Here is a 20816-nt window from a genome sequence, read left to right on the forward strand (position 1 = left end):
TGACATTTTTCATTTATACTAACAGGTCTTTACTTATTGATTGTTGAGCTACTCGAGGGTTCATTTCTTATTGAATTAAAGGGGCAGGTTAGAGGAAAAAGGGAAAAGGAATACTGTGAGGAATATTTGATTAGAAAAACAGAAACGGGGAGATTAGTAATGGAAATTGACTTGACTATAAACTCTAAAAGACGATATGAAAACTTTCTTAAAAGGGTGTCAGAAAGTAAGATGGTTTGGGGATTAAAGAGCGAAGATGGATGGTGTGTATGTGAATCAAATGAATATGAAGATGCGGTTGTTATGCTTTTTTGGTCGGATGAAGCATATGCACGGCAATGTGCCGTGGAAGAATGGTCGAACTATAAACCAACCTCCATACCACTAGATGAATTTATGAATAGTTGGCTTTACGGAATGAATCAAGATGGTTTGTTAGTTGGTGTTAACTGGAATGCGAAGCTAATTGGGTTAGAGGTTGAACCTTATGATTTGATTAAAGAATTAGAAGATACATTAGAAAGATAGGTGTATGCTCTCTCGACTAATGGCTGCGTTTCTGAAATAACCAGGACGCTATTGGACTAACGGAGCAGTTTAGTAGAAGAAGGATCTTCGAAAAAAAATATATGTATCTTGAATACCTTATAAAACTGGGTTTATCATCTGTTTTAAAAAAGTGGAAATTTCTTGATGCTCGCTTAGGTATAGTGTAAAATTACACAAAAGATAACAATAAGGTCAACATAAAAGGGGGAGATTTTATCAGAACGTTATGGTTGGTACTTTCGGTAATTCCAATGCCATTTTTGTTTCACTACTTTGAAACTCAGCCATTTCCGAATGTATCAGTTTTAGCGTTTGGAAGTTCTTTCTTATTTGTCCTTTTCGTCAGTCTATTATCGACCAAAACGGAAGTTCGTTTTATTCTTTTTACAAACATCTTTTCTATCATAGTATCGGTTTTGTTGGGGACAACGTTTATTACCCCTCCAAATGAGTCCTGGTTTAATCCTTTTGGAATGAATTTCGCCATTATATTTACTGGTATTGCCATTTTAATTGGGCAATTAATAATACGATTTATTTCAAAATCCTTATTATTGGGATTAAAAAACGAATAAAATCTCAGTGCATTAACGGGGCTCAGTTTATACTGGGCTTTTTTATTTTTAATGGACAAAATGTACTGCATAGAGCAGTGCATTTTTGATTACATTTTAAAGTTTTGCGATAGGAAACGGAACCCGTTATAAATATCCCTAATCCTCTTGGGGTGGTTGGTGACATAGCAATTGAAAATATATTAAAAGATATTGCAAGCAATCAATTGTAACTGAACAAATTTGAAGTATTGGGCTTTAACTATAGGGTGCGTTGATTCAAGCAGGATTAGCCGCCTTGTTTGTTGAATTCCTTATTAAACAAACGGGGCAGTAGAGTTTAATACGCAATGATATACTTTTTAAAAGGGGGAGATTAGTTGATCTTAGAAGCAGTTATGCTACAAGTTAAACAAGGTATGGAAGAGGAATATGAGGAAGTATTTCAAGAAGCATCAAAAATCATATCATCAATGCCAGGTTATATAACTCTCGAATTACAACGATGTATGGAAGTTAAGGGGAAATATTTATTGTTGGTGAAGTGGGAAACATTAGATGACCATACAATTGGATTTCGGCAATCGAAAGAGTATCAAGAATGGAAAAAACAACTACATTATTTCTATGATCCATTTCCAACTGTGGAACACTTTGAAAATGTTCCACTTTAATACATTATTCAACTTTAGGTGCGGGTTCAGGAAGGATTCACCGCCTTTTTTGTTGAATGCCTTATTGAACAAACGGGGCAGTTTACTAAAAGAAGGTATTTCTAAAATTTATAGAAGTACATATATCATTGGAAAGGGTGATTAGTATGAATATAGATTTTTTATCAAACCAACCAGAAAAAATAAATGAAGTTTCTGAAATGATTTTTAAGGAATTTATAATAAAAACGGGGAGTGGTATGAAGTTTGAAGATGTTGTTAAGCACTTTTCAAATACAAAGGATAATAGATTTCCAATAACTCTCGTTGCTTTAGAGAACGGAGAATGTTTAGGAACCGTATCAATCTTTGAGAACGATTTAAAGATAAGGGATATGTATAAACCTTGGCTTGCATCATTATATACTAAACCAGAGTATCGTGGTAGAGGCGTGGGGGAAAAGCTAATAGCCAAAACCATAGATGTGGTCAAGGAATTAGGATTTAATGAACTTTATTTAAGAACGGAAGATGCATCTGACTATTATAGAACAAGAGGTTGGACTTATCTTGAAACTGTTTCTGATGAAAAACACGAAAAAATTGATGTGTTTAAAGTAAAGTGTATTTGAGTTAATGAATCAAATTCTTTGTGAAGAATTGTACTTAAACTAACGGGTGCATTAGTTGAATAAGAAATTTGAAGGGCCTGTATCAATGATTACTTGGTAATCTACGATACAGGCCTTATTTATCGGTAACTAAATGTCCCCATATATACTTAACAAAAATCCTAAGCCCTTTATACGATGCTCTGCATTTGACCCGTCCGATCCTCCAGCATCCCCATATAAAACTCAATCTTACGCTCCAGGATTCATAAAGTACATCGACCATGTTTCCCGCTTTCACTCCGAATGAATTTCCACTATCAGCGCCAGGCACATCACAGGCAAATTGAAATAGACCATATTCCGCCCCTTCACCAACACGCTAAACAATTTCCGGAAAAACGAAATTACCATCAAAATATAAGAGACAAAGGTAAAAAACCTTGATTTGCAAGATAACGCAAAAGCGTCACTATGAACAGTGAGGCACTGGAACCGTCCCCTGCCTCACGTTTATGTCCACTCGCAGGTGGAATAGTCCAAGGAGGACTGAAAATTTTGATTTTTATAGGGGTGGTTGTGTGAATGCTGCGCAGTTGTTGATTCGGTGTTTGGAGCATGAGGGGGTTGAGTATATTTTTGGGGTTCCTGGTGAGGAGAACCTGGATATTATGGATGCTCTTCTCGATTCGAGTATTGAGTTTATTGTGACGAGGCATGAGACGAATGCGGCGTTTATGGCCGGGACGTACGGGAGGCTGACCGGAAAGCCGGGTGTGTGCCTGTCGACGCTTGGGCCTGGGGCGACGAATTTATTGACGGGCGTCGCCACTGCGAATATGGACCATTGCCCAATTATCGCGATCACCGGCCAGGCAGGTTTGGACCGGCAGCACAAAATCTCCCATCAATACTATGACCTCGTGTCCGTCTACCAGCCCGTGACGAAATTTAGCACACAAGTGAAAAAGGCCGAAATCATCCCGGAAGTGATCCGGAAGGCGGTTGAGGTGGCGACGAGCGAAAAGCCGGGCGCCGTGCATATCGATTTTCCGGAAGACATAGCGGCCGAGAAGGTCGAGGGGCGTCCGCTTGAAATCATGGCGCCTACCACTATGGAGGCGGGCGAACGGACCATTTCGAAGGCTGCGAAGCTGATTGAAGAGGCGAACCGGCCGCTCATTCTCGCTGGGATGGGCATCACCCGCCAATATGCAACAGAAAGCCTGCGCAATTTTGCAGAAAAGGCGGATATTCCGGTTGTTCATACCTTTATGGGAAAAGGCGCTTTTTCTTTCAAAAATAAGCTGAGCCTGCTGACGGCAGGAATGAGCGGCAACGATTATATTTCCTGCGGGTTCAAGGAATCGGACCTGATTATTGCGATTGGCTTCGATATCTCTGAATACCCTCCAAAAAATTGGAACAAGGGCGGAAAAACGCCGATTCTGCACATTGATACGGAGGCAGCCGAAACGGACGCCGACTATCCTGTTTTGCACAGCGTCATTGGAAATCTGGATGAGAATCTGAAGCAGCTCGAAAAAGCCGTTTCTCCTGCGAAACGGGATAACAAGTGGGCGGCACATGTCAGGGAAGAGAATATCAATGAATTGAATTCTTTTGCCGAGGATGGCGGCTTCCCAGTCAAGCCGCAAAAAATTATCGCGGATCTCCGGTCTGTTTTGGAAGAAAAAGATATTGTGATTTCCGATGTTGGCGCCCACAAAATGTGGATGGCGAGAATGTATCACACGTTTGAACCGAATACGTGCCTCATTTCAAACGGCCTTGCTTCCATGGGCGTTTCCGTGCCGGGTGCGATTGCCGCCAAAATGGTTCATCCGGAACGGAATGTCGTAGCTGTCTGCGGTGACGGCGCGTTTCAAATGGTGAGCGCCGAAATGGAAACGGCCATCAGGCTCAATTTGCCAATCATCATTTTGTTATGGAGGGACGGCGGCTACGGGCTGATTGAATGGAAGCAACTGAATGAATTTCACCGAACGTCACACATAAAGTTCGGCAACCCTGATTTCATCCAGTTGGCAAAATCATATGGATTCGAAGCGTTTGGAATCGAAAAGGCCGGTGAATTGAAGGAAACACTCCAAAAAGCGATTGAACTGAAAAAACCTGTCCTGATTGATTGTCCGGTTGATTATCGGGAGAATGTGAAGCTTACCGAAAAGCTTGGCAACATATTTTGCTAAACAAGGAGGCACTTAGATGATGAGAATCGGGTCGATAATCGGTGGAGAGGAACGGAATGACCGCAATCGGGAAACGCTTGCTGTGAAAAATCCTTATAACGGTGAGGTTGTCGCAGAGATTGTCCTCGCGGGCGAAGAAGAGTTAGACGACGCTGTCAAGAGCAGCCTGTCTGTTTTCAAAAATACGATGAAAATGATGCCAGCCTATGAACGGGCGCGCATTTTGGCCAAGGCGGCGGAATTGCTTGAAGAACAGAAAGAGGATTTTGCAGAGATCATTGTCCAAGAAGCCGGCAAGCCAATTAAGCATAGCTGGGCTGAGATTATGCGCTCCATCCAGATTCTCCGTTATGCTAGCGAGCTTTCCAAGCATTTGACTGGTGAAGTTTTGCAAATGGAGGCCGACGTGCGCGGTTCGGACCGGCTTGGCTTTGTGAAGCGGGTCCCTGTCGGCGTCGTCGCTGCGATTACTCCATTCAATTTTCCTTTAAACCTGTCCCTTCATAAAATTGCTCCGGCTATCGCGGCGGGGAATACAGTTGTTTTCAAACCTGCTGAAAAAACGCCGGTTTCTGCCTATAAGCTTGTGAACCTTTTTGAGGAAGCGGGGCTCCCTGATGGGGTGATCAACCTTGTGCTCGGTACAGGAGAAACGGTGGGGCGGGCGCTCGTCACCCATAAAGACGTTCATAAAATCACATTTACCGGCAGCCTCGCTGTCGGCAAAATGATTCGGGAAACGGCTGGCTTCAAAAAAGTCACGATGGAACTCGGATCGAACTCACCGAATCTTATCTTTGAGGATGCAGACCTCGACCAAGCTGTAGAAAGCCTGCTCACCGCCGCTTTCGCGTTTTCGGGACAAGTCTGTGTGTCCGCCCAGCGGATTTATGTGCATGAAGATGTGTATGACAAATTCCTTGGGAAGTTTGTGGAAGCTGCGAGAAAGCTAAAGATCGGTGACCCGCGGGATGAGGAAACGGATATTGGCCCGATGATTGAGGCCGCCGCTGCTAAACGGGCGAAGGAATGGATTGAGGAAGCGAGGAGTCAAGGGGCAGTCATCGAAACTGGCGGTGAGCTTGATGGAAACACACTTTCTCCGACGATAATCACTGAAGTGGAAAAGGGTATGAAAGTGGTGACCGATGAGGCATTTGCCCCGCTTGTTTCCGTTATGCCGTTCAAGACGGAAGAAGAGGCAGTGAATAGGACGAATGACTCGATCTACGGTCTCCAGGCGGGCGTTTTTACAAAGGACATCGACCGGGCGTTTCGGGTCGCGGAAAGCCTGGAAATGGGCGGCGTTTGGATCAATGAATCGTCCGCCTACCGACAGGACAACTATCCTTATGGTGGGGTCAAGCAAAGCGGCCTCGGCCGGGAAGGCGTTAAATACGCCATGGACGAAATGACGGAGATTAAATTTATTGGGGTGAAGCTGGCAAAATAATGGCCTTGTTCATTTGTACAGGAAGCTTGGATATGCGACAGAGATTTAAGAAACCTGGGTTTTGTTGTCACGCAAAGTATGGATGCGTGACAACAATCAAGGGAAATCCGTTTTAGTTGTCACTCAAAGTATGGATGCGTGACAACAAACAGTGAAAATCCGTTTTGGTTGTCACTCAAAGGATGTATGAGTGACAACAATCAAGGAAAATCCGCTTTTGTTGTCACTCAAATCCCGGATGCGTGACAACAATCAGTGGAAATCCGTTTTGGTTGTCACGCAAAGTATGGATGAGTGACAACAATCAAGGAAAAACCGCTTTTGTTGTCACTCAAAGTATGGATGCGTGACAACAATCAAGGAAAATCCGTTTTAGTTGTCACGCAAAGCACGGATGCGTGACAACAATCAAGGAAAATCCGGTTTAGTTGTCACTCAAAGTTTGGATGCGTGACAACAATCAAGGAAAATCCAGTTTGGTTGTCACGCAAAGTATGGATGTGTGACAACAATCAAGGAAAATCCGGTTTAGTTGTCACTCAAAGTTTGGATGCGTGACAACTATCAAGGAAAATCCAGTTTGGTTGTCACGCAAAGCAGGTATGAGTGACAACATTCAGTGAAAACCCAATTTGGTTGTCACGCAAAGCCCGAATGTGGACAACAATTAAGAAAAATCCGGTCTGGTTGTCACGCAAAGCCCGGATGCGTGATAACAATCAGGAAAAAATCCGGTTTGATTGTCACTACGCCCGAAAAAGTCGAGGCCATTCGGAATAAGGAAAGAGGGGCGAATGAATAAAGAAGAACATCAGAAAAGGCAGCGGAATCGTCTGCCTATTATTGATTTCTTTATTATCCTAATATAGTTAAAAAGTGGTAATCATATACTTGAGTGGGACTTAAGTAGGAACTAGGCAAAAACAGAATGCTTACAATCTGAATAATAAAAGAGCAAAAATAGGGAACGATATTACTATAAGAAAAATCATTTTTCTTTAGTGAATGCTTGTTAATTAAAGGTTTTGCAGGAATTGCCCTTTTTACTAATTATCAGTTTTGATTAGATACTGACTGTATTGGAACATTTTTTATAAATTTCCAATATATAAACTTTATTTATGTTTAAAAAAAGGTTAAAAAAAGTGTGAAATCCATGATATAATTATTTTGCGATAATAAAAATGATGAAAGCGTTAACTCGATGGCCATCGATATATAGGTTAGCAGCTTTACTAGATGGGAGTTCAAACTAATGTCTATCTTAATCGGAATTCTTGGGATTCTTGCACTCATAGGTATAGCTTGGCTTATGTCAAACGATAAGAAAAATATTAATTTCCGTGCAGTCGGGATCATGCTGGCTGTTCAGCTGTTTATAGCCTGGTTCATGCTTAATACGTCAGTAGGGCAAAAAGTCCTGCATCACATTGTAAATGTCTTTAATAAAGTTCTCTCTTTCGGAAACGAAGGAATCGCCTTCGTATTCGGTGACCTAGCCGGAAAGAACTTTTTCTTTGTTAACGTATTAATGATGATTATTTTCGTCTCTGCTTTGCTGTCAATTTTAACTTATTTAAGAATTTTGCCGTTGGCCATTAAATACATTGGCGGTGCAGTGGCCAAAATAACAGGCCTACCGAAAATTGAATCGTTTGTTGCCGTTAACTCAATGATTTTCGGTGATACAACTGCAATTCTGTCAGTGAAATCGCAGCTTCACAAGCTTACACCAAACCGTCTCTTTATCGTCGTCACCTCCTCTCTTGTAGCTGTATCGTGTTCTATCTTAGGGGCTTACATGCAGATGATTCCTGCGGAGTATGTTTTGGTCGCATTACCGATTAACGTCTTTTCCGGATTGATTCTTTCTTCAATGGTTTGCCCGGTATCGAAAGAAGAAGATGAAGAAATCGATATTAAAGAAATGATTCCTGAGAAATCACTGTTTGAGGCAATCGGGAACGGTGCACTAATCGGAGGAAAAACTGCTTTAATCGTCGGCGCATTGCTCATTACGTACATTGGCTTGCTGGCGATGATCAACTTTGGTTTAGAAAACTTAGTGGGCATGACATTCCAGGAAATTATCGGTTACATTTTTGCTCCAATCGCCTATATCATGGGGATTCCGGCGTCTGAGATTCTCAGGTCAGGCTCCATCATGGGAACAAAGGTAGCAGCTAATGAATTCGTGGCCATGCTTGATTTCATGAAAATCATCCCTGATATGTCTCCGAAAACGGTCGGGATTGTCTCAGCATTCTTAGTTTCTTTCGCCAACTTCTCTTCAGTCGGAATTGTCCTTGGAACAGTCCAAGCAATCAATGAAGAACAGGCAGGCCGACTAGCCAAGGTATTTCTAAAGGTATTGTTAGTCGCAACACTGGGGTCTGTCCTAACTGGTACAATTGTAGGATTGTTCCTGTAATAGTGATAAGAAGTAAAGCCCTCTTCAGCAAGTGTTTATTGCACATGCTGAAGGGGGCTTTTAGTTATGAATGGTTTCGGAATCTCCAATGATTGTCAAAATGACTTTATTAGCTTCAGTTGATTTCACACTGTCAGAGTTCTTGTATTCCTCATAGGTAATTAAAGCCTTCCATAAAGCCCATCCTCTTGCCCGGTTCCATGTTTCTTCATCCATTTTTAAAACATTCTTGAAAACTCTTCTACTCTCATGGTCAAAGAGGTCCATGCCATTGCCGCGTCACAGGAAGGATCTCCGACTCCAAGTATTCCGAAGTCAATGACGGCACTAAGCTTCCCATTCTGCACTAATATATTTCCTGGCGCGACATCTCCGTGAATCCAAACAGGTTCATATTCCCATTTGGATTCTAAAGCTAAATCCCACAACCTTGTCAAAATCGTTTCATCAAAAACATCACGGTTACTTCTGATGGCATCTCTAGTTTCCTGGTCATACACAGAAAGATGGGCGCCTCGGTAAAAATTATGAGCGCCAGCCAATGGTCCTTCACTCGCATCAATGGACTGCAATTCAAGCAAAAATCCAGCTAAATCGGATGCGAATTGATTTAGATTTAGTACGTTTTCTCTAGTTGCAGTTTCTCCTTCAAGCCACTTGTAAATAGACCATGGGAATGGGAAATCTTGACTCGGTGCTCCTTTTGCAACTGGTGTCGGAATAGGCAAGGAAAGCTTTTTTGCTAAAAAGGGCAACCATTTTTGTTCTTTTTCTACTTGTGGTACATACCCGGGGGCACTTGGCAGACGTACACTCATGCCATTTCCCAAGTGAAAAGTCCGGTTATCATTCCCGCTCATTTTAACCGATTTAATTTCTAAATGAGCCCACTCAGGAAATTGCTCTTTTATCAGCTTTGTTACTAAAGCGGAATCAATTTTTATCTGAACTCATCCCTTTCCCGGTATATTTCCAATTTAATTATAAGCTTTTCTTTCAATGGGGTGCGTGCAACATTACGCATTTTATCAATTCACATTTGAAAAATATAATGGGCCTAAGGGGGATGACTATGGTAGGAGTATGATGCTGAGGAGTTTTAGTAATAAAAAGAGGCTAATCCAAAAGAGACATCATTAAGATGTTCTTTTGGGGCAGCCTCCATAAGAGTGAGATTATTTTAGTCCAATCACAACTTTATGCGTTGTTCCGTCATCAAGTGTGATTGTAATTTGATAAGTACCACCAGTTAAACCCTTTGTACTGAAGTTGAAGATATATTGTTTTGAAGAAGCGTCATATCTAAAGAGGTTTCCGGATGTAGCGGCGCTAGTTGAAACGGCTTCAACACTATCTCCGAAAACTTGGTTACTACTTTTTGCGTAGCGAAGTGTTGCATTGGCAGTTGAAATAAACGCGCCTTTGGAGTCAGTTAATTGGAATTTAACCGGTACGGTGCTTCCGGCTTTAAAGACACTTGAACCGTCCTTGTTAATAGGCTGAAGAACTTCGCCAAAATTGTATTCGACATTATAACTAATTGTTACATCTCTTGTATTTCCGGCATTATCAGTAGCAGTTATTGTTTGCGTTTGCGGCCCAACCTTGGTCGTATCAATAGTTCCAGTTGCAGCCGTTGCAAGTCCTGACAATTCATCTGACGCAGACCAAGTGACAGTTTGATTCAGTTTGTAAGTTCCGCCATCTTCAACATTAATTACCGGCTTTGTTTTATCAATATTAATGCCCAAAACTTCTGTTGAACTTGAGTTCCCAGCGTTATCGACCGCAGTACCGCGTGCCGATTGATCTTTACCTTCTTCAGTCAGGGGAACTGACCGAGTATAATCCGCTACGCCTGATAAGTTATCTTCTGCCTCAAAGGTAACAGTGACATCCTTGTTGTACCAGCCATGTTCATTTGCCTCACGGTCAGCAGATCCAGAAATAGTTGGAGCGGTTTTATCAAGTTTAATCGTAATGCTTCCAGAACCTTCATTACCAGCCTTATCTTTAGCTGTACCAGTAACAGTATGAATTCCGTCTTCAGAAACTGGCGCAGGTGCACTAACCGATTCTGGCACCAGACCGGAACCACCTTCCTCATCAACAGCAGAGAAACTGACGGTGACATCCTGGTTATACCAGCCATTCGCGTTCGGGGCTCGATCAGGAGTAGCGGTGACAACTGGAGCTGTCGTATCTGATACTAGTTTTTTAGTAACAACAAAGGTAATGCTGTCAGGTTTCTTATTTTCTAGCTTGGCTTCCTTTTGGTTATTATTTGTGAAGGTTACATTTTGATCAGTAATGAAGTTAAACGTATATTTCCCAGCCTGTAAGTTAGGATCTACCTTAATTACTGCACTTACCTTCTTCTCCATATCTTTATCATTAAGTTTTACCGTAGTAGAGTCGCTGGAGGTAAATGTTCCGTTTGCACTAATAGCAAACTTTGTAGGGACAGTGACATCCGCATCCGTTACATTCCCATCTGATTTTACGTTGAAATTAAAACTTTTTGTTTCTCCTTGTTCAACATATACATCCATAGATGATGCAACTAATTCTGCATTAATTTCAAGTTCCCCAGCAATGGCAAAGCCTGCTGGTACTAGCCCGGAAATAGCCAACGCAGTTACGGCACTGAGAGCTTTTCTGTGTAACATTTTTCTTAACCCGGTTTTTTTCATCAATCTTCTCTCCCCTTAAAATATTTTAAGAGGGCCGGTTACACTAGTAGCTCCATACAGCCCAAGTGTCCAAATAAAGGCTATACTTCAAAGCTTCCCAAAATAAGGTCGGTTGAGTGGTTTACCAATTAGGCTAAATCGGACATTTTCACTCTCACAAACCTTGGTTGTAATGATGGGATAATACTTTGATACTACTTCAATATAGGTATATCGCATCATTAAGTTATATTATAAATTAAACGATTGTTTATCGGTTCATTTTCCCTTCGACAAACTTCAAATAAATTCCAACAAAAATCGCCAATTTTACCCAAAAGAATATGGTGTGTTAAGAAAAAAAAGTACCAACTAGTGTTAGTACCTACAATAAAACAAAGTAATTTTACGGTACCCCATTAGACTACTTTGCAGCCTTAATTACAGAGGAAGAAACAAGGCTGCTTTCCAACGTGGAAATCATGCTTTGGCAGGCAATCAATGAAAAAGTGCGCAATGAAATCTATTATAAAAATGGCAAAACCTTAAAAAGTATCTTTTCAAAACTATTCCAGTAGATTAAGTTGGATACATTACTAAAGTAGAGGACCTTACTAATGATTAGCCTTTCTATCAAGGGTGTTCAGGAAGGGGAGGTTTGTTGGTTACAGCGATAGTGGTTTTGGGGTGAATGAACACCCCAATATTTCATTATCTTCATATTTTTTATTAGGAGTTAATAAAACTCCATATGCCCCTTATCCTCACGATAATATGCCAGCCGATCCTTGAGCGTCCCCGTATGAAACTCAAATTTATGCCCATCCGGATCCACGAAGTACACCGACCGCCGGTCCCGCTCATCCCGCTCCCGTCCAGGCAGAATTTCTACATCCAGCCGTTTAAGCCGCTCAACCATCCCATCAAACTCCGCCTCATCCACCGAAAACGCCACATGCGTATACGACTTCCGAATCTCATTCCGCGGAATATCCTGTTCCACATTCAGCGCCAGCCACATACCAGCCAAATCGAAATACGCCGTACTCCGCCCCTTCACCAACAGCCTCGCACCAAACACATCCCGATAAAATGCAACCGACCGCTCCAAATCACTCACCGAAAACAGAAAATGATTCAACCCCTTAACAGCCAAACCCTTCAACCCCCTCTTTTGGCAAAAGCCAGCCGGCAGGGCGGCTGGCGTCCACGCTCAAAGTCTGCATATATTAATTAGACGGACAACGCACACAGCTCGTTACCTTCCAGAAAAACCTGCGAATAACTCAAAACTTATGTAAGAATAAATAGCAGGCCACAACCCATGGTGACGGCTCAATAGGCATTCAAGTCAGCAAACCGATTGGAAACCTGACGGTCGAAGAAAATGTAACAACTTATGGCTCGGTGGGGAATTCCTTAGTGAAGGGCGTCATTACCGAAATGGCAGCCAATGCAATCAGTATTAAAACAGGTGGCAAAATTGAAAGTCTGGCCATTCATGGTGATATTGTTACTCACGGTGACAACGTTACGAATTATGCATTGGAAGGCGGCGAATTGCTGAATTTTACCCTTGGCGGTGAAATGATTGTGAATGGGCAGGATCGGCATACGTAAAATTACATTTGGGGAGAAGCTTAGCTAAAAATGGTAAAATATAAACAAAGGGGGAGCACAAAAATGGTTATACAAGCGAATATGTCACCTGATGGAATAGTCAATGTTTGGGAAGGTACGGCAGACATTTTTAATAAATATAACTTACCTATAACAAAACAGAGTTTAGAGGCATTAGTTAAAGGGGAAGACCTTCATTCACTTCTTAAAGAATTAAATGATGCTGTTGGGAGTTCTACATTAACCTGTGTAGAAGGCGGCTGACAAATGCCAACACCAAGGAGTAGTTTACTCCTAATATGAAATTAGCCTGGCTGCCAGCTAGGCTTCTTTTTTTGCAAAAATAAGACAATTGTTAAATTTTTGTATCACTTCCATTTCGTGGTGCAAAAGTCATAGGCACAAGGTATAATTTTCCCATGCTGGAAGAAAAATAAATTGGGGGATGTTTATGACATGGTTCACAAAATGGGCATTGCGGAATAGGGCTGCGGTTGTTTTTTCCGTCATTGTCTCGATACTTTTCGGTGTTTTCAGCTACACCACGATTCCGATGGAGCTTATGCCGTCAGCAGATCAGCCTTACATAACGGTATCGGCAGTAGGTAACGGCATGGATGCCGTCACGATGGATGAACAGGTAACAAAGCCTATTGAAAAAGCACTGACAGGCATCAAAGGGAAACGCAATGTAATCGCAGAAACGGGTAATAACTTCACCCAGATGATGATCACGTTTGAATCCGACACGGATTTAAGAGAAGCGAAGCAACAAATTCAAGAGAACCTCTCAATGGTCAACTTGCCAAACGGAGTCATGAAGCCATATGTGGTGCTGCTGAATACATCCCAAATCCCGGTTGTTTATCTTGGGCTAACCTTTGATAAGGAAATCGGGAACAAAGAAGTAAATCTCGTAGAAAACGAGATTCTTCCTCAGTTCAAGAGCATCAAGGGCGTAGGGAATGTCATGAGTTACGGAGGAAAAAACCAGCAGGTCATGATTAAGGTCGATCCTGCAAAACTTGCCGATGCCCAAATCCCTCTGGAAAAGATGTATATGCTCCTTCAAGGGAAAAACGCTACCGTCGCTGTAGGGGAGCAAACCTTAAACAACGAGGCTACAAGCATCATTGTAACAGGAAAAATAGAGAAGCTTGAAGATGTGAAAAACCTCAAGCTGAACGCGGCCACCCAATTGAAAGATGTGGCTGAAGTAACGATGGAGAAGGATACGAAAAGCATTACGCATATGAATGGAAAGAATTTCATTCAACTCATTGTGCAGAAAGATTCAACGAGTAATGCGGTCACGATGGGCAAGCAGGTAGAAGAAGTAGCAAAGAAGATCGATGAGGACTATAAAGGAACGTTGGAGGCTAGCGTATTCATTAATTTGGCAGATACCGTCCTTAATTCGATCAATGCGATGACAAGGGAAGTACTGACAGGTGCCTTATTTGCTGCCTTGATTATCTGGCTGTTCCTGAAAAGCTTTCGCATGACTCTTATCACAATTGTCAGCATTCCCCTTTCGCTATGCATAACGATGATTTTACTTTCCTTCTTTGGAGTAACGCTAAACATTCTCACTTTAGGCGGCATTGCGGTATCTGTCGGACGGCTTGTCGATGACAGCATCGTCGTTGTTGAAAACATTTACCGAAGAAAAAAGGAAAAGACACTTACTCCCGCCTCTATTGTGGCCTCAGTAAAAGAAGTTTCGGCTGCGATTACGTCATCCACGCTCACGACGGTAGCAGTGTTTCTTCCAATGTTGCTTGCTTCCGGCGGTTTAAGAGATTTAATCGGGCCGTTTGCAATTACCATTACGTGTTCGCTGCTTGCATCATTGCTCGTATCCCTGACAGTCGTGCCGATGCTCAGCCAGCGAATGATGAAGAAAGTGAAGGAGCAAAAGCACAAAAAAGGTACGTTTTATCCTAAAGTACTGCGCTGGTCCCTGAATCATAAATGGCTTCCAATCCTCATATCCGTTCTGGTGATCGCCGGCTCGATTGGATTGTTCGCAACGATGCCAAAAGGTTCAGTCGACCAAAAGGACAGCGCCTATCTTTCCATTTGGCTGCGCTATCAAAGTGGAACGCAATTCAAGGATATTGAAAACGGGATAAAAAGGATGGAAAACCTTCTTTCCGAACAGAAAGACGTTGTAAACCACATTGTTCAAGTGGGGAATAATGCCGAAGCAGCGCAGTTTGGGGAGCTTCAGGACCCGAACCAAGTACAGTTCATGGCCTTTTTGAAAGAAGGAGCGGATTCTGTTAAGGTCGTTCAAAAACTGAGGAACGAAAAAGAGCAATTCCCCGGGGCGGAATTAACCGCCAATACATCCGGACTAATGGGAGAGAATAAAACAACTGTATCTGTAGATGTTATTGGCAACAATGAGAAGGACATTCAACAGGCAGCGGATAAAATCAAGAATACGTTCGAAGGCATTGATGGCGTCCAAAAAGTAGAAACAAATGAAGAAAATCAAAAACCGACCGTGACAGTAACGGTAGACTCAACCGTGGCCAGTGCCCAGGAAATATCTCAGTCGATCCAAGCTATGATTAAGCCGGCAGTTATAGGCAGTGTTGAAATCGATGGCCGCAGCACTCTGGTGCAGCTTGGCGCCCTGCAAGAAATTAACACTGCAGACGATTTGAGGAAACTTCAATTGATGACACCTGAAGGACCGACTGTCTTAGGAAGCATTGCAACAATCAAGGAGTCCGACGAACTGGGAACAATCTATTCTAAAGACGGTCACCATTACCTTCAGGTCAACGCTGTTGTCAATGCGAAGAAAATGGTCGATGTGGCCGGAGAGATTAATAAACAATTAGCGGTTTGGAAACAAGACAAAACATTCGGAGAAGGAACGAGCGCAGAGATCACTGGCTCTGCCATGCAGTCTTCCGATGAATTAATGGAACTCGGGAAACTCGCTCTATTCTCAATCGGAATTGTGTTCATGATCCTTCTCGTCACATTAAAATCATTCCGGGCGAGCATTGCGATTTTATTGACCCTGCCCCTAGCGGCGATTGGATCCCTTTTAGGGCTGGTCATATCCAAGTCCAGCATTGATATTTCATCTGGAATCGGAATGCTGATGCTTGTCGGAATCGTCGTAACGAATGCGATTGTTCTTGTCGACCGGATTCGTCATAACGAAGAGACCATGTCCATCAGGGAAGCAATCATGGAAGCAGGTACCGTAAGACTGCGGCCAATCTTGATGACCGCGTTTGCGACCGTTTTTGCGATGGTTCCGCTCCTATTTGCGCACGAATCCGCGATGAGCTTTAATCTTGTGGGCAAGGGGCTTGCTGTCGTCGTTATTTTCGGCCTGCTTGTGTCTACTTTCCTGACACTGATTGTCATCCCAACATTCTACGAATTGTTCCACTTCCGAAAGGCAAAAAAACAAAGACAACACAGAAGCGCTGTATCCGTTGAAATGAACGTGACGTAAAAAACTAACTCAAAAAAAGCAACAGCACCCTTCAATTTAATGGAGAGGTGCTGTTTTGTTATTTCTAATTAGAATTAGGCTCTTACATCAGTAACAGCGGCCTAAACAGAATCATACTTTGATTAAGAGAGGACACGAATCATCTGATGGATGTATATGCCCAAACTGATCATTCATTCATTTAACTCTCGCGTCAGGTGTCAGCCTAACCTGATAAATAATATACAAAGGAGAGGGAATAATGCATAATTTTCCAAACCAATTACAAAGCTTGGAAATGGCACCATACCAAGTTGGTGAGGTAATGCCTCTGGATCCTTATAGTGAGGATCTACGGTTTGGCCGTTGCGGAGGCTTTGGTCGTTGCGGAGGTTTTGGTCGTTGCGGCGGCTTTGGTCGTTGCGGAGGTTGCTTTGGCCGTTGCGGGGGCTGCTTTGGTCGTTGCGGAGGCTGCTTTGGTTTTGGCGGTTGTTTTGGTTTTGGCATTGGTTTTAGTTGCTTTGGTTTTAGTTGCTTTTTCATTTAAAAAGTTTAGTTTTTCACCCAAAAAAGTGTCCCTGCGAGCTTATGGCAGGGACACTGCTTTTATGGCTATACATAAAGGACAAATAAAACGACATAGAATGATAGTGCATCGTTGTAATAATTAGAAATAAGGAGGAGCGGAATGTCAAAACTGAACTCGTCCACACGTCTGAAGGTAAAAAGAGATACATTTTATCTGCCTGATCCGGAAGGCGGTGTGTATTTTAGAAATAACGAAAGCTCATTCCGTATGAAAGGGAGTACCATCTATCAGTGGATTGAGACACTGATACCCATGTTCAACGGGGAGCAAACATTGGGAGAATTGACAGAAGGACTGACGGCCCCGTATCAGAAGAGAGTCTTTGAGATTGGGGAAACGCTGGTCCAGAATGGCTTTGTGCGGGATATAAGTCAAGACCGGCCACATCAATTAAATCGGACGGTTCTTGAAAAATATTCGTCGCAAATTGAATTTATCGAGAATTTTGTTGATTCAGCCGCGTACCAATTTCAGGAATTCCGTCAGGCAAAAGTTCTGGCTGTCGGAGCTGGTCCGATTCTTGTTTCATTGGTGGGGGCATTAATTGAATCCGGACTTCCTAAATTCGATTTCCTCGTAACAGATTCAATACCAACAAATCGTCGGAGAATTGATGAACTAGTGCGGAATGCGCGTGAAGCCGACTCTGAGGTGGAGGTTAAGGAGCACCCATTTGAAGAAGGAGAACAGAAGAGTTTTTGGAAACAAGCAGTACAGCCCTATGATTGGGTTCTATTTGTCTCGCAGGATGGGAATGTAAATGAACTAAGGAATCTTAATGCTGTTTGCAAAGAGGAAAGAAAGGGTTTTCTGCCTGCCATTTGTTTAGAGCAAGTAGGCCTGGCTGGTCCAGTCGTTCATCCAGAATCAGATGGGTGCTGGGAGTCTGCATGGCGCCGCCTTCACCGGTCAGCCGTGCAAACAGATCAGAAAACTGACAGCTTCTCTTCAACAACTGGTTCCATTTTGGCAAATGTCCTTGTATTTGAATTATTCAAGAAGGCTGCAGGGATTTCAAGTCCAACCAATGGCAATCAAATTTACCTGCTTGATTTAGACACATTGGAAGGCAACTGGTTATCATTCATTGCCCACCCGTTGGTAACGTCTTCCAGTAAGGCTCCGAGGCTAGTAGAAGACCTTGATTTCAAGATTGAACAAGAACCGAACAGAAATTCTCCGCCTAGTAAACTATTGGACTATTTTAGCGGGCTGACTTCCGAAGAGATTGGGATTTTCCACTCTTGGGAGGAACGGGATTTAATACAGCTTCCTCTCCCACGGTGTTATGTTCAAGCAGTTCATCCAGTTTCCGATGGGCCGGCAGACCTTCTTCCAGAGGTGCTTTGCGCTGGTTTTACACATGAGGATGCCAAAAGGAATGCCGGACTGACCGGCATTGAAATGTATGTTTCAAAATGGATTGATTCACTTGTTAATGGGTTTCAAAATGATCATGGTAATCGGAGCATCCCAGAGGGTTTTATGGGGTTTGGTGCGGGAGAAACAATTGAAGAAGCCGTTTGTCGAGGGTTGCAAAGATATTTAGATGAAGAATTAAAAGAAAGAAAGGAAGATCAACAGGGCACGATTTTGGCTGTACATGAAGGATTAATAGAAGATCAGCAATGCAAATATTATTTTAAGTCACTGACCACCTTAAATGGCCCACCGCTTATCGAGTTGAGAGAGGAAATTCTGGGCTTCCCTGTCATCCGGGTAAGCTCGGATGGCCGATGCTATACGAAAGCAGGTTTGAATATAACGTTGGCATTACGGAATGCATTGCAACTGGCCTTATTAAATACTCAAAACCAGGATCATTCAATGGCAAGGCAGATAAAAGAGCCAGCTGATTTTTTTGACAAAAAGAAATCCAATCTCACCATTCCTTCTTGTGATGAAATGATTCAATTAGAGCTGTTACAGTCATCTATTCAGGTCTTAAATGAAAATAGGAAACGCTTATTTGTTTATGATCTTTCGTTTGAACCTTTTTTGAAAGAGGAACTGGCAGGAGTATTTGGTGTACAGGTTCGGGAGGAGGGATCCTAGTGGCCGCCCAAATAGTAATGGATGGAAAGGGGTTATTAGCGGATTTTGTCTTTGATCAATTATCCCAAACCTTTACAATAACGCGTCAAAATTTCGAAGAAGACGTTCCGGTTGAAACAGAACTGGCTCTCGTGCTCCGCGATTCCTGGCATTCTTTGGTTCATCAAAAAGCCGAAAAAAGATTTAGGGATGCAGGTATCCCATGGCTTCGAGGTTTCGTTTCGTTTGGGGAAGGAATCATTGGACCGTTCGTACGCCCGGATACACCGGGATGTTCTTGCTGTGCTGATATCCGGCTTATTACTGCAGGGCCGGACCGACATGAAATGTTGGAGATTCAAGGGAAAATGGCAGCAAAAGAAGGGGAACTGCGAGATTCCTGGGTATCACGGATTGGATTATCTCATATGGCAGATTTGATCAGTCATGAAGTGAGGAAGATTCTTCAAGGAGAATCCTGCAACTTAGAAGAAAGGATGTACATCACAAACCTAAAAATGCTATCGACCTCACGCCACTTATTCTTGCCTGACCCATCGTGCCCGCTGTGCAGTTCATTACCCAATGATACTCCAGAATTGGCTCGAATCCGGTTACAATCCAGTCCTAAAATCAACAGGGACAGTTATCGCAGCCGTTCGATGGATGAATTAAAAACAGTACTAGTCAAAGATTATCTTGATTTTCGTACTGGACTCATGAATGGGAAAATGCAGGATGTCAGGCTGCCATTTGCTGATGTGTTAGTGATCATGCCTCTGTTTGGAGGAGATGAGGGAGTAGCGGGCCGGACGAATTCTTATGAAATCAGTGAACTGACTGCGATTTTGGAAGGTTTGGAGCGATATTGCGGAATCGGGCCCCGGGGAAAAAGGACAGTCGTTCGTGATTGTTATCGCCATTTAGAACATAACGCATTAAATCCTGAAAGTGTAGGTGTTCATGAATCCGAACAATATGAAAAGCCTCATTTTCCTTATAAAAAGTTCAATCCTGATGCCCAGATGAATTGGGTCTGGGGGTACTCATTTTTACAAGAACGGCTGATTCTCGTTCCAGAGTTGCTTGCCTATTACAGCTTAAGCTGTGGGGAGGGCTTTGTATATGAAACATCAAACGGATGCGCGTTAGGCGGAAGTTTAGAAGAAGCCATTTTCCATGCCATCATGGAGGTTGTCGAGCGGGATTCGTTTTTGTTAACCTGGTTTGCGAGGCTCCGCCTCCCACGGCTTGATCTCCGTTCTGCAAGCGATTCAGAATTACAGCTGATGGTGGACCGTATTCAAGATGTGGCCGGATATGATCTTTACTTTTACAATTCAACGATGGAACATGGCATTCCAAGTGTGTGGGCCATTGCAAAAAATAAAAGATCCAATGGTGTAAACATCATATGTGCTGCAGGTGCGAATCCTGATCCAATTAAGGCTGTCAAAAGCACGATTTTCGAGCTTGCCGGAATGATGTTCAGGGATGACGAAAAATTGGAGACGAACAGACAGAAATATGAAAAGATGCTGCATAACCCGTTCGCAGTTCGGACGATGGAGGACCATGGAATGCTGTACGGTCTGAAAGAAGCAGAGGAACGGTTTGCTTTTTTATTGGATGATCAACGGCCTTTACGCACATTTGCCGAGGAATTCAAGGAGCCTCCGACCAATGCGGATTTAAAGGATGACCTCGAGGATATTCTAAAGAAGTTTCGCCGCTTGAACCTGGATGTGATTGTCGTTGACCAAACTTCGCCGGTTATCAAGCGGAATGGGTTATTTTGCGTAAAAGTCATCATTCCCGGTATGCTGCCAATGACATTCGGGCATCACCTCACTCGTGTGAAAGGTTTGGAAAGAGTGCTCAAGGTCCCGGTTCAGCTTGGATTTGAGACGGAACCATTAACGTATGAACAGCTTAACCCATTTCCCCATCCGTTCCCATAATGGAAGAGTA

General features: G+C 42.8%; 15 protein-coding genes, 1 pseudogene and 1 riboswitch. Of the genes and pseudogenes, 12 read left to right on the forward strand and 4 right to left on the reverse strand.

The window, feature by feature from the left end; genetic code table 11:
* Positions 1-36 precede the first annotated feature (36 nt).
* Positions 37-528, forward strand: coding sequence for a DUF2750 domain-containing protein (locus D1B31_RS01710; RefSeq protein ID WP_240035116.1), 492 nt, complete (start codon positions 37-39; stop codon positions 526-528).
* Between the two features lie 301 nt (positions 529-829).
* Here the strand turns inward: D1B31_RS01710 and D1B31_RS24705 are convergent, their stop codons facing one another.
* A complete protein-coding gene (locus D1B31_RS24705) occupies positions 830-1183 on the reverse strand; it encodes a hypothetical protein (RefSeq protein WP_118919012.1) in 354 nt (117 codons plus the stop codon).
* 300 nt (positions 1184-1483) lie between these two features.
* Between D1B31_RS24705 and D1B31_RS01720 the strand changes: the two genes are divergently transcribed.
* The 5 genes from D1B31_RS01720 to D1B31_RS01740 all read left to right on the forward strand — a co-directional run bounded on the left by D1B31_RS01720 (position 1484) and on the right by D1B31_RS01740 (position 8464).
* A complete protein-coding gene (locus D1B31_RS01720) occupies positions 1484-1777 on the forward strand; it encodes an antibiotic biosynthesis monooxygenase family protein (RefSeq protein WP_118919013.1) in 294 nt (97 codons plus the stop codon).
* 146 nt (positions 1778-1923) lie between these two features.
* Complete coding sequence (locus D1B31_RS01725; RefSeq protein ID WP_118919014.1) at positions 1924-2388, forward strand: GNAT family N-acetyltransferase; 465 nt, start codon at positions 1924-1926, stop codon at positions 2386-2388.
* Between the two features lie 560 nt (positions 2389-2948).
* Positions 2949-4580 (forward strand): acetolactate synthase large subunit, encoded by a 1632-nt coding sequence (locus D1B31_RS01730; RefSeq protein WP_204562975.1) that lies wholly within the window; start codon positions 2949-2951, stop codon positions 4578-4580.
* 16 nt (positions 4581-4596) lie between these two features.
* Entirely contained in the window at positions 4597-6033 is a 1437-nt protein-coding gene (locus tag D1B31_RS01735; protein WP_118919016.1) for an aldehyde dehydrogenase family protein, read from the forward strand.
* A 1255-nt stretch (positions 6034-7288) separates the two neighbouring features.
* A complete protein-coding gene (locus tag D1B31_RS01740; RefSeq protein ID WP_118919017.1) occupies positions 7289-8464 on the forward strand; it encodes a NupC/NupG family nucleoside CNT transporter in 1176 nt (391 codons plus the stop codon).
* Between the two features lie 60 nt (positions 8465-8524).
* Here the strand turns inward: D1B31_RS01740 and D1B31_RS01745 are convergent.
* The 3 genes and pseudogenes from D1B31_RS01745 to fosB form a co-directional block, all read right to left on the reverse strand.
* Positions 8525-9408 (reverse strand): annotated as a pseudogene (locus D1B31_RS01745) (aminoglycoside phosphotransferase family protein).
* Between the two features lie 231 nt (positions 9409-9639).
* Positions 9640-11157: a PxKF domain-containing protein gene (locus D1B31_RS01750; RefSeq protein ID WP_118919018.1), complete on the reverse strand. Its 1518-nt coding sequence runs from the start codon at positions 11155-11157 to the stop codon at positions 9640-9642.
* Positions 11158-11180: 23 nt separating this feature from the next.
* Positions 11181-11264, reverse strand: a riboswitch (cyclic di-GMP riboswitch).
* Positions 11265-11872: 608 nt separating this feature from the next.
* Positions 11873-12292, reverse strand: coding sequence for a metallothiol transferase FosB (gene fosB / locus D1B31_RS01755; protein ID WP_118919019.1), 420 nt, complete (start codon positions 12290-12292; stop codon positions 11873-11875).
* 266 nt (positions 12293-12558) lie between these two features.
* Between fosB and D1B31_RS01760 the strand changes: the two genes are divergently transcribed.
* The 6 genes from D1B31_RS01760 to D1B31_RS01785 all read left to right on the forward strand — a co-directional run bounded on the left by D1B31_RS01760 (position 12559) and on the right by D1B31_RS01785 (position 20806).
* The gene (locus D1B31_RS01760) at positions 12559-12756 is read left to right on the forward strand and encodes a hypothetical protein (protein WP_118919020.1); all 198 of its coding nucleotides are present in this window, start codon (positions 12559-12561) and stop codon (positions 12754-12756) included.
* 63 nt (positions 12757-12819) lie between these two features.
* The gene (locus D1B31_RS01765; RefSeq protein WP_118919021.1) at positions 12820-13020 is read left to right on the forward strand and encodes a hypothetical protein; all 201 of its coding nucleotides are present in this window, start codon (positions 12820-12822) and stop codon (positions 13018-13020) included.
* Positions 13021-13207: 187 nt separating this feature from the next.
* Complete coding sequence (locus tag D1B31_RS01770; RefSeq protein ID WP_158587405.1) at positions 13208-16243, forward strand: efflux RND transporter permease subunit; 3036 nt, start codon at positions 13208-13210, stop codon at positions 16241-16243.
* A 277-nt stretch (positions 16244-16520) separates the two neighbouring features.
* Complete coding sequence (locus D1B31_RS25160; RefSeq protein WP_420846055.1) at positions 16521-16769, forward strand: hypothetical protein; 249 nt, start codon at positions 16521-16523, stop codon at positions 16767-16769.
* 141 nt (positions 16770-16910) lie between these two features.
* Positions 16911-18866 (forward strand): putative thiazole-containing bacteriocin maturation protein, encoded by a 1956-nt coding sequence (locus D1B31_RS01780; RefSeq protein ID WP_118919024.1) that lies wholly within the window; start codon positions 16911-16913, stop codon positions 18864-18866.
* A complete protein-coding gene (locus D1B31_RS01785; RefSeq protein ID WP_118919025.1) occupies positions 18866-20806 on the forward strand; it encodes a TOMM precursor leader peptide-binding protein in 1941 nt (646 codons plus the stop codon). Before D1B31_RS01780 ends, D1B31_RS01785 begins: the two co-directional genes overlap by 1 nt.
* Positions 20807-20816 lie beyond the last annotated feature (10 nt).

Origin of the sequence: Neobacillus notoginsengisoli (assembly GCF_003515685.1) — a bacterium.
GTDB lineage: Bacteria > Bacillota > Bacilli > Bacillales > Cytobacillaceae > Bacillus_D > Bacillus_D notoginsengisoli.